Source organism: Methylorubrum sp. GM97, from assembly GCF_024347855.1.
Taxonomy (GTDB): domain Bacteria; phylum Pseudomonadota; class Alphaproteobacteria; order Rhizobiales; family Beijerinckiaceae; genus Methylobacterium; species Methylobacterium extorquens.
On record NZ_AP025942.1, the window covers coordinates 2,302,009 to 2,315,348 of the forward strand.

Annotated in this window: 13 protein-coding genes; 3 read left to right on the forward strand and 10 right to left on the reverse strand. The window is 69.3% G+C overall.

The window, feature by feature from the left end:
- Positions 1-368 precede the first annotated feature (368 nt).
- The 4 genes from MSPGM_RS10675 to MSPGM_RS10690 form a co-directional block, all read right to left on the reverse strand.
- Entirely contained in the window at positions 369-2,642 is a 2,274-nt protein-coding gene (locus MSPGM_RS10675; protein ID WP_209688594.1) for a sensor histidine kinase, read from the reverse strand.
- A gap of 121 nt (positions 2,643-2,763) precedes the next feature.
- The gene (locus MSPGM_RS10680) at positions 2,764-2,967 is read right to left on the reverse strand and encodes a hypothetical protein (protein ID WP_003600019.1); all 204 of its coding nucleotides are present in this window, start codon (positions 2,965-2,967) and stop codon (positions 2,764-2,766) included.
- A gap of 11 nt (positions 2,968-2,978) precedes the next feature.
- Positions 2,979-3,245 (reverse strand): hypothetical protein, encoded by a 267-nt coding sequence (locus tag MSPGM_RS10685; RefSeq protein ID WP_043707177.1) that lies wholly within the window; start codon positions 3,243-3,245, stop codon positions 2,979-2,981.
- A gap of 173 nt (positions 3,246-3,418) precedes the next feature.
- Entirely contained in the window at positions 3,419-4,153 is a 735-nt protein-coding gene (locus MSPGM_RS10690; RefSeq protein WP_003600022.1) for a response regulator, read from the reverse strand.
- Positions 4,154-4,528: 375 nt separating this feature from the next.
- On the opposite strand from MSPGM_RS10690, the gene MSPGM_RS10695 reads away from it, so the two are divergent.
- A complete protein-coding gene (locus MSPGM_RS10695) occupies positions 4,529-6,349 on the forward strand; it encodes a DUF3369 domain-containing protein (RefSeq protein WP_190273116.1) in 1,821 nt (606 codons plus the stop codon).
- 85 nt (positions 6,350-6,434) lie between these two features.
- On the opposite strand, the gene MSPGM_RS10700 is transcribed toward MSPGM_RS10695, so the two are convergent.
- The 6 genes from MSPGM_RS10700 to MSPGM_RS25500 form a co-directional block, all read right to left on the reverse strand.
- Positions 6,435-6,818, reverse strand: coding sequence for a VOC family protein (locus tag MSPGM_RS10700; protein ID WP_003600025.1), 384 nt, complete (start codon positions 6,816-6,818; stop codon positions 6,435-6,437).
- A 152-nt stretch (positions 6,819-6,970) separates the two neighbouring features.
- Complete coding sequence (locus MSPGM_RS10705) at positions 6,971-7,147, reverse strand: hypothetical protein (protein ID WP_244426921.1); 177 nt, start codon at positions 7,145-7,147, stop codon at positions 6,971-6,973.
- A gap of 180 nt (positions 7,148-7,327) precedes the next feature.
- A complete protein-coding gene (locus MSPGM_RS10710) occupies positions 7,328-8,059 on the reverse strand; it encodes a Crp/Fnr family transcriptional regulator (RefSeq protein ID WP_043707179.1) in 732 nt (243 codons plus the stop codon).
- A 184-nt stretch (positions 8,060-8,243) separates the two neighbouring features.
- Complete coding sequence (locus MSPGM_RS10715) at positions 8,244-9,425, reverse strand: PepSY-associated TM helix domain-containing protein (protein WP_012752762.1); 1,182 nt, start codon at positions 9,423-9,425, stop codon at positions 8,244-8,246.
- 54 nt (positions 9,426-9,479) lie between these two features.
- Positions 9,480-11,294, reverse strand: a complete 1,815-nt coding sequence (locus tag MSPGM_RS10720) for a TonB-dependent receptor (RefSeq protein WP_410007713.1) — start codon at positions 11,292-11,294, stop codon at positions 9,480-9,482.
- Positions 11,219-11,512: a TonB-dependent receptor plug domain-containing protein gene (locus MSPGM_RS25500; RefSeq protein WP_261926370.1), complete on the reverse strand. Its 294-nt coding sequence runs from the start codon at positions 11,510-11,512 to the stop codon at positions 11,219-11,221. The genes MSPGM_RS10720 and MSPGM_RS25500 overlap by 76 nt, the downstream gene beginning before the upstream one ends.
- A gap of 490 nt (positions 11,513-12,002) precedes the next feature.
- Between MSPGM_RS25500 and MSPGM_RS10730 the strand changes: the two genes are divergently transcribed.
- Positions 12,003-12,503, forward strand: a complete 501-nt coding sequence (locus MSPGM_RS10730) for a hypothetical protein (RefSeq protein ID WP_003600032.1) — start codon at positions 12,003-12,005, stop codon at positions 12,501-12,503.
- Positions 12,504-12,729: 226 nt separating this feature from the next.
- On the forward strand, positions 12,730-13,335 hold the full coding sequence (locus tag MSPGM_RS10735; RefSeq protein WP_003600033.1) for a sulfite oxidase-like oxidoreductase: 606 nt from the start codon (positions 12,730-12,732) through the stop codon (positions 13,333-13,335).
- The last annotated feature ends 5 nt before the right edge of the window (positions 13,336-13,340 follow it).

Genomic DNA, 13,340 nt, shown 5'->3' on the forward strand with positions numbered 1-13,340 from the left:
GCTCATCCGCCAACTTTACCCCTCGAATAGGGTGCACCTGAGCAGGTTCGTCCGGACGCTGCGCACCATGCTCGGGCTGCCCTGTGGACAACGGTTCCGGCGAGCTGAACCCATTGAACAGCCTCGCCGAGTCGGGCTGAGTGTTCCGGTCGCGCCGGGTGCCAGTCTCATGCTCGTCGATGTGACGGGTGTCGAAGATTGCTGCATTGCGGCCTGGGTCGCACCAGCGGGCGAGGTTGGCGTCCCCGCCTTCCGCCGATCAGCACGTTCATGAAGTTGTCCGGGTCGCCGTTCTCGCTGGTCCAACGGTCGACCATCAAGGTCGACTTGCCGGCGTGGACGGTGAGCCGCGGAGCGGACGAGGCGACTCATCGCGCGTCCGCTCCGGTCGGCCGGCGGGCCGTGCCCGGCCGCTCGGTGCCGCCGGGCACCCGCGGGAAGTCCAGGCGCACGAGGGTGCCGTGCTCCGGCGCGCTCTCGACGGCGATGCGGCCCTGGAGCTTGGCCGTGACGAGATTGTGCACGATGTGCATGCCGAGCCCGGTGCTGCCGCGGGAGCGGGCGGTGGTGAAGAACGGATCGAAGATCCGCCCGAGATGCTCCGGCGCGATGCCGCCGCCGTCGTCACTCACCTCCAGCCGCACGAGCGCGCCGGGCGTCGAGACCCGCACCGTGATGGTTCCGGGCCGCTCGGCGCCGGCAAAACCGTGCACGACGGCGTTGGCGACGAGGTTGGTGACGACCTGCGCGAGCACGCCGGGATAGGTGTCGACGACGATGCTGGGCGGGACCTCACACCGAATCCTGTGGCCGCCCTTGCGCAGCATCGGCTGGAGGCTCGCGAGCAGTTCGCCGAGCCAGATATCGAGGTCGAAGCTCCGGCGCTCGTCGCTCGCCCGATCCACCGCCACCTGCTTGAAGCCGTGGACGAGGTCGGCGGCGCGGGTCAGGTTCGCGCAGAGCAGTTGCGCGCCCTCGCCGACCCGATCGACGAAATGGGTCAGGCGCGAGCGCGAGAGCGTGCCCGCCGCGACCAAATCCTGAAAGGTCCGCGTCTCGTCGCGCACCAGCGTCGCGGTGGTCAGCGCGATGCCGAGGGGCGTGTTGATCTCGTGGGCGACGCCGGCCACGAGCTGCCCCAGCGAAGCGAGTTTTTCCACGCGGATCAGGTCGTCCTGGGCCTGGCGGAGATCGTGCAGGGCGGTGTCCGCCTGATCCTTGGCCCGCCGCAGCGCCCGTTCGCGCCGGCCGATCTCGGTCACGAAGAAGTTCGTCGCGCGGGCGATGTCGCCGAGTTCGTCCGTGCGCTGCGTGCCGGAGAGCCCCTCCGCCTTCGGGTCGGCGGCGAGCGCGATCATGTCGCCCTGAAGCTGGCGCAGCGGCACGAGGATCGAGCGAGCGACGGCCAGTGCGACGAGGGCGCCGAGCAGCAGGCCGATGGCCGCCCCGGCGAGGAGGAGCCGGCCGAGGAAGGTGCCGAACCGGTCGGCATCCTCGACCGCGTCGTCGTTGAGGTCGCGGGCGGCCTCGCTCAGACCGGCGGCGAGGCCGTCCATCTCGGCAATCATCGCGTTCTGGCGCTTGAGGCCGTCGATCGTGGTGGCGAGCCGCGCGCGCCAGCCGTCGATGGCCTCGATCATGTCGGATTGGATCGACGGTGAGATCGGCAGGGTGGAGGCGCTCGCCGAGAGCCGCTCGCCCTCGACGAGCATGGCGGAGACGGCCTCCGCGTCCCGCCGGGCCAGCGCCTCGGCGGTTCGCTGGCCGAGCTTGAGCGTGGCGATGCCGATATTCTGCGTCGCCTGCTCGGTCGCGTTGGCCTCGCCTGCAGAGGCGAGGAGCTGCGCCACCGCGTCGTCGAGCATGCGCTGCTCGGAGGTTGCGGTCTTGAGCCAGCGCTCACCCCACTCCGTCAGCCGGTCGCCGGCCGCCGGCTCCGAGGCGGTCAGCCCCTCGGCTTCCGTCGCTTCGGTCTCGCGGGAGGTGGCGCGCAGGGCCGCGGCGAGGTCGCGGCCGGCATGGACGAGGCGGGAGCGCTCGGAATGCGCGGCCTCCTCGCCGCGTTGCCGGGCAAGCGTGCCCTGCCACGCGGCGGCCAGCACGGCGTTGAGCCCCGCCACGACGTCGCGGGTCGCGCGCAGCCGGTTGACCTTCCCCGTCATCGTCCAGGCGAGATCGACGTTGGCGGCCTGCTGGCGCTGGCGCGCCTGTTCGGCAAGGTCGGTCAGGCGGTTCGCGCGCTGTCCCATCTCCGCGATGAGGCCGTCATTCTCGCGGGCGACCGCCGAGAAATCCCGCATCCGCGCCACGTAGCGGCCGAGGGATTGGCGCGCCGCGGCGGCCCGCTCGGCCTGGCTCCGGGTGCGGGCCTGATTCTGAAGCGCTTCCAGGCCGCGTCCGGCTCGGGCGGTCAGGTCGAAGAACCGCGTCTCGATCGCCGCGCGTGCGTCGGCGCGGGCGGAGACGGAATCGTCGCGGACCATCCGCGCGAGGGTGAGGTCGTGATAGACGCGGGCGGCGAGCAGGGCGCCGGCCCGGGCCCGCTCGCCCTGGGCGAGCAGGAACCAGCCCGCCGCCGCGATGGCCGCAGCGACGAGGATCGGGACACCGCCGACCAGGGCAATCTTCCGGCCGACCCGCATCCTCGCCCCGTGGCGGGCTCCCTCGGGAGCGTTCTTCGTTGCAGCGGGATCGTCGCCGGAAACGCGTCGCCGGACAAGGGCGTCGTGCCGGTCTGGATGGGGGCGACGGACCGAGCCGCCGTCACGCGCCTGCCGGGGCCGTGTGGCGCCGCTTACGCACCGGAGCCCCCCGGCCGCCGGAGGTGCCGAAGCGCCCTTCCTTGGTCGGCGGCGTCGGGACGGGCCGGCCGTCGCGCCCGCCCTGCTGGCGCCCGTGCAGGATCTCCCGCAGATTGGCCAGCGTCTCCGCCGAGGCCTCCAGATCCTCCTTCGAGAAATGCGGCATGGCGGCCCTCCTCAACGCGCGGTGAGAGCGATGATGCGGACCTTGCGCCCGTCGGCGGCGCAGGCTGCCGGAAGGTAGGGCCACGCGGAGGCGCAGGGGGCGGTCGTCGATGTTCCGCTCGTGAGCGCCAACGCCTTGGGCGCCATGACCTTTGAAGCCATCGCGGCGGGCGCCTGGATGGGCGCTGCGGACAACGCCGGCTTCGGGCCGGCGGCGGCATCCGTCGCGGCCAAGCCGGCGACGACGCCGGCGGACAAAACCGCGCTCACGGCGATCATGGAAACCAATCCCTGCATGACATCCTCCCGCGGCTTTGCCGTCGTTGATGGGAGTGCTTGTAGGCAGGGGCCATGTCCGGCGTTTTGCGTCGCCCGTCACAGGATCACCGGATCAGGGGCGATTGTTGCGTCTCGCAGCCGCCGACGAAACATTCGGCGGCGGGACGGCGGTTTCAGTCGCCTTCGGGGCGGAAGATGTAGCCGAGGCCGCGCACGGTGCGGATGTAGCGCGGGTTGGCCGGGTCCGGCTCCACCTTCTTGCGGATACGGTTGATTCGCACGTCGATCGCCCGGTCGAACGCGTCCGGATCGCGGGCATCGGCGAGGTCGAGCAGCCGCTCGCGCGACAGGGCCCGCTTCGGATGGTCGGCGAAGGCCTTGAGGAGATCGAATTCCGAGCGGGTGAGCGGTTGCTCCACGCCCGCATCGTCGCGCAGGCGCAGGGCGTCGAGTTCGAGCCACTTCGTGCCGAACCGAACCGTTCGCGCCGACGCCGCGGCTTCGGGCGCCGCCGCCTGCGGAGATGCCGGCGCGACCTGGGCCCGCCGCAGCACAGAGCGCACCCGGGCGACGAGTTCGCGCAACTCGCAGGGCTTGGGCAGGTAATCGTCCGCGCCGAGTTCGAGCCCCACCACCCGGTCGATCGCACTCGCCGTCGCCGTCAGCATGATGATCGGTATCGGGCTTCGCGCCTTCAGATCCCGCACGATGGAGAGGCCGTCCTCCTCGGGCATGTTGAGGTCGAGCACGATCAGGTCCGGCGTCCGGATCTGGAGATGCGCACGCAGTGCCCGCCCGCCCTCGCACAGGGCCACGTCGAAGCCGTGCAGGCGCAGGTAGTCGCCGACCATGGCGCGGGCATCGGCCTCGTCGTCCACAACGGCGATGTGGGGGCCGCTCGCCGTCATCGACCCGCGCCTGTCCAGTCCGGCGAAAGGAATTGGATGGTCACCTCGATCGTCCCTCGAATCGGAAAGGCACTTTCGGCCGGCCTCGACAGCTTTCGCTCTCACCATGCCCGATCCGGCCTAGCTTGGCGACACCATGGGAGCGGCGATCAACGGTTCTTGGCGGGCGAGCCGCGCCGAACTTGTGCACGATCATTGAAGCCGCCCGACGTCGAGCAGTGGGGCATGTGTTGAGACCACTCGCCTTTCGATACGATTTCGTCGCAAGATTTCGCTCAGCATCGCGGTGTGTGCTTTCGAATGGCGTTACCGCTCTCGCCGCTGCATCAAGGGCGGCGTGAGCGTATGCGTTACGCTGATTCGGTCGGCGGATGCATGCGGGCGACCTCGAAGACCGCGGAAGGCCTTCACGCGATGAACGACGACGACTGGCTCGAACTCATCCCCGACGAGGCTGCGGAAGCGCCGACCCGAGCCGGAACCTGGACCATCGCGGTGGTCGACGACGATCCGGCCGTCCACGAGGGCACCCGCTACGCGCTCGCCGGCTACAGCCTCGACGGGCGGGGCCTCGACATCCTCTCCGCCTATTCGGCGCAGGAGGCGCGGGCGCTGCTCGCCGAGCGGCGCGACATCGCTATCGTGCTGCTCGACGTGGTGATGGAGACCGACGATGCCGGACTGAGGCTCGTCGATTACATCCGCCGGGAGCTGAAAGAGGAGACCGTCCGCATCATCCTGCGCACCGGCCAGCCGGGGCAGGCGCCGGAGCGGCGCGTCATCGTCGATTACGACATCAACGACTACAAGGCGAAGACCGAACTCACCGCCGACAAGCTCTTCACCAGCCTCACCGCGGCGCTCCGGGCCTACCAGCAGCTTCGCAGGCTCGACGAGACCCGGCGCGGCCTGGAAATCATCATCGACGCCGCGCCGATGCTGCTCGACCACAAGTCGATGCAGCGGCTCGCCGAAGGGGTGCTGACCCAGGTCGCCTCGCTCCTCAATGTCGATTGCGCCGGCATCCTGGTTCTGCGCGAGAGCGAGGATGCCGCCGACCGGCGGGAGGGCGGATTCTGCGTGTTGGCAGGCTCGGGGCTCTATGGCGGCTATGTCGGGCGCGACCCCGGCTGGCCGCTCGATCCCGGCATCCAGCCCCTGGTCGAGCAAGCCTTCGCCGCGCGCTGCCATAACTTCGGCGACAACCTCTCCACGCTCTATGTCCAGACCGCGAGCGGCAGCGAGATCGTCGCATTGATCGACACCGACCGCCCGCTCTCCGACACCGACCGGGCGCTGATCACCCTGTTGGCGGGGCGCCTCTCGGTCGCCTTCGACAACGTGATTCTCTACGAGCGGCTGCAGCGCGCCAACGTCACCCTGGAGCAGCGGGTGGTCGAGCGCACCGCCGAGCTGATCCGCGCCAACCGCCGCCTCGACATGCAGCGCTCGGACCTGCGCCGGGCCAACAGCCTCAAGACCGAGATTCTGGGCACCATCGCCCACGACCTGAAGAACCCGCTCTCGGTGATCCTGGGCCGCTCCGAGATGCTGACCGACCTGATCGGCCTCGATCAGGGGGATGCCTCCGGCGCGGAGAAGGCGCAGGCGGCGATGCTGACCCAGGTCGAGCATATCCGCGCCTCGGCCACGCGCCTGATCGACATGATCGACAGCCTCATGGCCGATGCCATGAACGACGCCCTCGACATCACGCTGCGGCGGGAGCCCGTCGATCTCGCCGGCCTCGCCCGCGAGGTCTGCGAGGCCAACCGGCCGCTCGCCGAATCGAAGGGCCAGAGCCTGGTGATGGATCTCGCCGGCCCGCTCACTCTCTGCGGCGACGCCGAGCGGCTGCGCGAGGCGCTCGACAACCTCGTCTCGAACGCGATCAAGTATTCCTATCCCGGCGGCGCGATCGCGGTGAGCGTGCGGGAGGAGGCGGGCGACCTCGTCTGCGCGGTGGCCGACCAGGGCCCCGGCCTGTCGCCGGAGGATGCCGGCCGCCTGTTCGGCCGCTACCAGCGCCTCTCGGCCAAGCCCACCGGCGGCGAGGGCTCGACGGGGCTCGGCCTCTCCATCGTCAAGCGCATCGCCGAACTCCACGGCGGCCGCGCCGAAGCGTTTTCCGACGGACCGGGGCAGGGGGCCGTGTTCGCGATGCGGTTTCCGAGGGAGGCGGTGGGGGTGCCGTAGGGGCGAAACCCGGGAGCTTGATCAAGCGAGGCGCTGCCCGCGAACCGAAGCGACCATCAGATCGAATCGATGGCGCTGTCGGGGGCTAAAGCGTGTTCATGCCAACAATGCAGAACCCATGTCCGAAAGGATCGCTGCAGAACGCAACGGGGGGAAAGCCCGGCACGCGGTGCACCTGTTCTGATCTTGCGCCATTCGCCAAAGCGCGCCCGAGCGTTCCTTCGAAGTCATCGACACGGAAATCGACGTGAACCGGTGTCCAATGGCGCTCATACCGGCGGAGGTCGTTGCTTCCCGGCGCCGGTGATGATCCGGCCGGTTTCGCGAGAAGCCCGATCGTCGCATCGCCCGATGTCAACGTCGCGTAGCCGGGATGAGGCCGCGCCGTTTCGACGAACCCGAAGACATCACCGAAGAACTTCAGGCCCTCTTCGATCGACGGGACGTCGATGGAAACCGTCACCTTCATGTCAGCCATTCCCACCGCTTGTCCGCCGACCGGCCTGTGCGGAGCTTAATGCGTATCGCGCATCAGGTCCTGATCCGGCCAGAACCTCTCCTTCCCTATGAGCTTTGTCCTGAAAGGGGGCGCCCGCCGCTCCGCGCGGGCCGACCGGAACGTCAGAGCGCCGCCTCAGCGAAGGCTGGTAAAGACCTCGCCGACGTCACGAGGTCGCCCTTCGAAACGACGATCCGGTCGGCGGCCGAAATCTGCTTGGCCATCTCCGGCCAGCGCGCGATCTGATCCGCGGCGTTCACCGCATCGACGGTGCCGGGGGCGCGGTAATGGGAAAGCACGGGATCGGCCCGAAGGGTCGAGAGAATCGGGAACGGGTCGGCGAGCCCGGTGACTCGATCACGAGCCGCTCGAAGGCCGGCACGAGGCCACGCGCCCGCTTCGACAGGAAGTCGGGCAGCGCCTCCGACAGCAGGCGTCAGGACCGAACGGCGATGACGGTTGCGTCTCGTCCGGTGTCCTCACTCGGGGGACGGGGTCGGACTCTTCCGGAACGGACCGATCAGGCGCTCATACGTGGCTTCGGCGGGACCGTAGCTGCTTCCCGCGAGGTCGCACAGCATCCCGCGGTCGCGGACGGTGATCAGGGCACGCTTGGCCTGGATCGCGCCGTAGCCTTCGAGCGCCTGGATCGCCAGCGTCACGGTCGATCGCTGCGTCGCCAGCATGATCGACAGGAAATCGTGGGTGAGCGAGAGATCGTTGCCCTCCAGCCGGTCGTGCGCCATCAGGATCCAGCGGGCCAGCCGCTCTTCGACGGAGTAGGCGCCGTTCGACATCGCCGTCTGGCTCACGGTCATCATCACCGTATGGGTGTAGTGCAGCAGCAGCTCGTGCAGGGCGGGGCTGCTCCGGAGAGCGTCGCGGAACGCCTCGGCCCCGATCCGCAGCCAGGGGCCGCCGACCTGGACCAGAAGCTCGTGCGTGGCGCGATCCACGCCCAATACGCTGGCCGTGCTGACCATGCCCTCGGAGCCGAAGCAACCGACCTCGATCCGCCGCCCCTCACCGGTGACGGCGACGTTCGACGACAATCCGGCTTCCGGAAAGTAGACGAAGTCCAGCGGATCCCCGACGGACCAGAGGATATCGCCTCTTTGAACCTGGACACGCTCGAACTGCGGCAGGAGCTGTTCCAGCTCGCTGGATGGCAGAGCCTGAAGCAGGCGATTTCGTGGTGATGATACGCCCATCGCTGGTTCAAGCCCCTCTCGCGTTCTTACGGAAACGCTAGCCCGGAACTTTGAGTTCGATGCCCCGGATGGCGCACAGGCCGCGGCAACCGGCCGATCGAGCGGAAGCCGCGTTGGGACGGTGGCGCTTCGGGCAAGGAGGCGGCGTGCTTCAGGCCGATGTTCGGCCTGCCAAGCCGTGCCATCATCCTTGCACCGATGCCTCGGCCGGCAGCGATGCGCGGGCGGGAGCCCTTCGCCGCCCGGCCCGGCGGCGCAGCACGTAGAGCGTCAGCCCGGTCGCGAAGAAGCCGGGGAGCGCGAGCGCCGCGAGGCAGAACAAGAGGGCGACGGGCGCGCCGAAGAAGCGCCCGCGATGCACTTCCAGCATGTTGTCGGCCAGCCGCGGGCCGAGGGCCGCGTCGGCGGCGCGCTTGTCGGTGAGCCCGGCGCCGGTGCGGGCGTCGTAGGTGGCCTCGTTGCGCAGGTTCGAATCCGGGGCGTACCAGCGGATGCGGATCGCCGCGGCCTCCTTCCCCGGCAGGGTCAGGGTCGCGACGGAAGCCGTGCGCGTGGCCGAAAACTCCGCCCAGGCGGTGTCGATGGCCGATGTACCCTCCGGAATCTTGCTATCGGGGGGCTTGCCGCCGGGGGCGCGCTCGGCGGCCCGCGCCGGGAGGGCTTGGCCCGTCAGAAGCCATGTCGCGCCCGCGCGGTACCAGTCATAGGACCACCACAGGCCCGACAGGGCGCTCACCGCGTAGACCGGCAGCAGCCATGTCCCGGCGACCGCATGCAGCGACCACCAGCGGGCCCGGCCGGGCCGGGCGAGGTTCGGCCGGAGCCAGACTCGCCAGCGGTGCCGGCCGGGCCAGCGCAGATACAGCCCGCTGCCGAGGAAGACGAGCAGTGCGATGGCACAGGCGCCGGTGATCGTGCGGCCCCAGCCCTTGCCCTCGCCGGGAAGCAGCAGCCAGCGGTGCAAATCCCGCACGGTGGCGAAGAACGCCTCGAGCCGCACGGGGCCGTGCACGGTCCCCTCGGTGGGGTCGGCGTAGACGGGCGAGGGCCGCCCGCCCGCCCGGTCGCGGGCAAACCGCGCCACGGCGCTCTGAGCGGGATCGCCCGAAAGGGTCAGTGCGGAGACCCGCTGTCCCGGAAGCTGTGCCTCGATCCGTGCCGCCAGGGCCGAGGGTGCGAGCGGAGGCCGGTCCTGCGCCACCGAGACCTGTATCCGGTCTCGGTTGGCGAAGGCGGTGATCGCCTCCTCGTAGCTCATCAGCGCGCCCGTGAGGCCCATCAGCGCGAGCACGAGCCCGGCGGTGAGGCCGAGCGCCCAATGCAGGCGAAACACAACGGTGCGGGCGGGAGAGAAGGCTGACGGCATGAGGCCCTGAAAACGATCGTTCGGTTCGGCGTTCGATTCCCGACGGGGCGTCCCTCAGTAGCGCGCCGTCAGGCTGGCGAGCACGGTCAGGGGGGCGCCGGGCTGGTTGTTGAACTGGTTGAACGGCTGCTCGATGTAGCGCCGGTCGGTCAGGTTGCGGCCGTTCACGGCGAAGCGCCAGGTCGGGTCGATCTCGTAGAACACGGTCGCGTCGAGGCGGGCATAGGCGCCGACCTTGTAGGTGTTGGTGATGTCGCCGAAGCGCTCGCCGACATAGGTGACGCCGCCGCCGAAGCCCCAGCCGTGCAGCGGGCCGCCCTGGAACTGGTAGGTCGACCAGACGCTGGCGCTGAAGACCGGCGCCGCGGGCAGGCGGTTGCCGATGGCGACGGTCGCATCCTTCGTGACCTCCGCATCGAGATAGCCGATGCCGCCGATGACCTTCCAGCCCGGCAGGATCTCGCCGGCGATGTCGCCCTCGAACCCCTGCGAGCGCTGTTCGCCGGTGATGATCGAGAAGCCGGTATTGACCGGATCGGAGGCGGCGACGTTCGTCCGCAGGATGCGGAAGGCGGCCGCACTCACGGTGAGCCGGTCGGGGATCAGGTCGAAGCGGGCGCCGACCTCGACCTGCTCGCCGGTCTCCGGAGGTGGGCTCGCGACGTTGAGGACGTTGGCGGTCTGCGGCACGAAGGAGGTGGTGTAGCTGCCATAGAGCGTGAGCGGCTCCAGCGGCCGCCAGACGAGGCCGACCCGCGGCGAGACCCCGGTGAGGTTCTGCTCCGGCGGGATCGTCCGCGTGGTCGGCGTGCGCTGGAAATAGAGCTGGTCGGCCGTATCAAAGCGCACGCCGAGCACGAGCTGCAGGCCGGGAAAGAACTCGATCTGGTCCTGCATGTAGAGGCCGAACAGGCTGAGCTTCTGTCGAAGGTCGCTCTGCAGGGTGAGCGTGCCGATTTGCGGCACCGAGCCCCGGATCGGGTTGAGGAAGGAGACCGAGGTCGCGGTCCCCTGCGTGGTGAACGGGTGGCGGAAGCCATCCACGATCTCGAAGCCGGCCAGAGCGGTGTGGCGGAAGCCGAACGGATCGATGAAGCGCCCGAGCGCCTCGGTCCGGCTATCGATGGAGTGATAGATCGAATCGCCCTCGGTGAGGCGCCGCGTTACCGTGGTGCCAGCGGCATTCACGCCCGTCGCCCGGGTCGCCAGGAGATTGAACGATCCCCACTGGCCGTTGATCGCCTGCCGTAGGGTCAGGTTCTCGTTGACGTCGTGCTCGGCCAGCAGGGTGATCGTGTTCGATTCGCCGTAGTAGCGCGACCACGGCTCGCCGTAGAAGCGGCGGACGTTGTCGAGCGGCACCCGGCCGCCAAAGGCGATCAGGCCCTCGTCGTATTGGCTGTGCTGACGGGTGAACTCGGCGTTGAGGTAGACCCGCGTCGAGGCGTCGGGCGTCCAGACGAAGGCCGGCGCGAAGAAGTGTCGGGAGTTTTCCGGGCCGCCGAAATCGCGGAAGGTCGCCTCGTTCTGCGTGCCGAAGCTGAAGCGGGCGGCAAGCCCCTCCACGCTCGGGATCGCGCCCGAGACCGAGCCCTGCACCCGCCGGAAGCCGAAGGAGCCGCCCTGGACCGTCAGGTCGGCGGACGGCGTGAGGGTCGGCTGGCGGGTGACGATGTTGATCAGGCCGCCGGGGTCGCCCTGGCCGTAGAGCACGGAGGCCGGACCTTTGAGCACCTCGATCCGCTCGACATTGGCGAGGTCGCGCTGCGTCGGCTGAAAGGTGTTGGCCGGGTTCAGCACCAGCCCGTCGATGGCGTAGGTCTGGGTGCGGAAGCCGCGCAGGATGTAGGTGTCGGAGCGGCCCTGGATGGTGCCCCCGGCTGGACGTTGCTGACATTGGTGAGCGCGTCGGTCAGGCGGACATTCTGCTGATCGACCAGAACCTCGCGCGGGACGACCTGGATCGATTGCGGCGTGTCGCGCAAAGCCGTGTCCGTCCGCGTCGCCGTGGCCGAGCGCGTGGCGCGGTATCCGACGACGGGACCGCCCGCCCGCTCGCCGGTGCCCGTGACCGAGAGTTCGGACAAAACAGCCTCGGCGCCCTCCGGGGGACGGTTTGCGCCTGGACGCTCAGCGGCCAGAACAGGGCGAGGCCGAGCAGAGCGCGTGAGCCGGTGATGAGCGCGGCCGATCCCGGTGTGACGGGACGTCGTCCCTGCGCTGCGTTGCTCATCGTCGTTCCGATTCGAGGGCCGGCTCCACGGAACCAACACGGCGCGTTTACATATGCGACTTTGCAGGCCGCAAGCGTATGCTTGTTTATTTTGTGGGATTTGTTCGATGGAGACCATGTCGTTGCCGCAGAACAACATTTTATTCCAAGTCTAAAGTAGAAACGAAAGCGCGTCGGCGGCATCGCCGGGAAGTCTTCGCTCGAACGAGACCCTGCGCCGCCGATGTCCGGGCCGCTCGGAGGTGGCCTTGCCGCAATGGAGCGCCGCTCGCGCCCCGCGCGCTTTCGTGTCACCAATCGCCTCTACAATCCTCGCGCGATTGCCACGGCCGGGGCGCACCGACATGCGACGCCTTCTCAAGTTCCTGCATACGATGGGGGCGGTCGGGCTGATGGGGGCGATGGCCTGCCTCGTCATCCTCCTGAGCCACACCCCGCCGCCGGCCTCGCTCGCTGGCTACGCCCTGATGCGCGGGGCGATGGGCTCCGTCGCGACATGGATCTTCCTGCCCTCGCTCGGCCTGACGCTGCTCTCCGGGTTGCTGGCGGTCGCGCTGCATCCGGGCTTTCGCGAGGCGGGGTGGGCCTGGGTCAAGCTCGCCACCGGCGTGCTGGTGTTCGAGGGCGGCTTCGTCGGCATCCAGGGGCCGATGCAGGAGGAGGCCCGGCGCAGCGCCGCCGCGCTCCGCGGCGAGATCGATCCCGCCACCCTCACGGGCGCGCTGGCGGCCGAGAGCAACACCCTCTGGGTGATCCTCGCCGTCGCGGTCATCAACGTCGTGCTCGGCATCTGGCGGCCGCGCATCCTGCGGCTTCCGCGCCCCGACCTGTCACGGCCGGCCTGACGGCGTTTCAGCAAGGCACCAGGGAAAAGACACTTTCGGGGAAAAGGCACTTTCTGGGAAAAGGCACTTGGGGGAAAAGCACTTGGGGGAAGAGGCGCCTCGGGAACAGGCGCCGGCGCGGAACGCTTTCGGGCGACGCTCCGTTGCCGCCCCTGGGGTTCGTATCGGATCAAGGGAGGCGGTGCGCCGGCACAGCTCCCGGCAAATGGGACGGCGGAGGAGCGTGATGGCGACGCGAGGCTTTACCGGGCGGCCCCCCGCCGCGGCGATCCGCGAACGGCTACCGCCGGGTCAGTACCTCACCGACGATTTCCCCGTGCTCCAGCTCGGGCCCACGCCGCGGGTGTCCACCGAGGGCTGGCGCTTCACCCTGCGCCAGGGCTCGCGACCGCTGGCGAGCTGGACTTGGGAGGAATTCGCGCAACTGCCCCGCACCCGTTGGAGCGGCGACATCCACTGCGTGACCAAGTGGTCGAAGTTCGACACCGCCTGGGAGGGCGTGAGCTTCGACGACATCCTGGCGGCGGCTGGCCTCGAGGCGCCGACCGGCTTCCTCCTGGCGGAGAGCCACGACGACTACACCACCAATGTGCCGGTGGCGGATCTGACCGGCGGCAAGGCGATGGTGGCGACCCATTACGACGGCAAGCCGATCCCGCCCGACCACGGTGGCCCCGCCCGTCTCCTCGTGCCGCACCTCTACTTCTGGAAGAGCGCCAAATGGGTGAAGGGCTTGCGCTTCACCGAACGGGACGAGGCCGGGTTCTGGGAACTGCGCGGCTACCACATGTACGGCGACCCCTGGCGTGAGCAGCGTTTCAGCGGCGATTGAAGGAT

Excerpts from the sequence above, each read along its gene's own strand:
- MSPGM_RS10710 (WP_043707179.1), bottom strand. The coding sequence starts at position 8,059 with ATGGGCGTATCATCACCACGAAATCGCCTGCTTCAGGCTCTGCCATCC.
- MSPGM_RS10695 (WP_190273116.1), top strand. The coding sequence starts at position 4,529 with ATGCGGGCGACCTCGAAGACCGCGGAAGGCCTTCACGCGATGAACGAC.
- MSPGM_RS10675 (WP_209688594.1), bottom strand. The coding sequence starts at position 2,642 with ATGCGGGTCGGCCGGAAGATTGCCCTGGTCGGCGGTGTCCCGATCCTC.
- MSPGM_RS10685 (WP_043707177.1), bottom strand. The coding sequence starts at position 3,245 with ATGATCGCCGTGAGCGCGGTTTTGTCCGCCGGCGTCGTCGCCGGCTTG.
- MSPGM_RS10715 (WP_012752762.1), bottom strand. The coding sequence starts at position 9,425 with ATGCCGTCAGCCTTCTCTCCCGCCCGCACCGTTGTGTTTCGCCTGCAT.
- MSPGM_RS10680 (WP_003600019.1), bottom strand. The coding sequence starts at position 2,967 with ATGCCGCATTTCTCGAAGGAGGATCTGGAGGCCTCGGCGGAGACGCTG.
- MSPGM_RS10700 (WP_003600025.1), bottom strand. The coding sequence starts at position 6,818 with ATGAAGGTGACGGTTTCCATCGACGTCCCGTCGATCGAAGAGGGCCTG.
- MSPGM_RS10730 (WP_003600032.1), top strand. The coding sequence starts at position 12,003 with ATGCGACGCCTTCTCAAGTTCCTGCATACGATGGGGGCGGTCGGGCTG.
- MSPGM_RS10690 (WP_003600022.1), bottom strand. The coding sequence starts at position 4,153 with ATGACGGCGAGCGGCCCCCACATCGCCGTTGTGGACGACGAGGCCGAT.
- MSPGM_RS10735 (WP_003600033.1), top strand. The coding sequence starts at position 12,730 with ATGGCGACGCGAGGCTTTACCGGGCGGCCCCCCGCCGCGGCGATCCGC.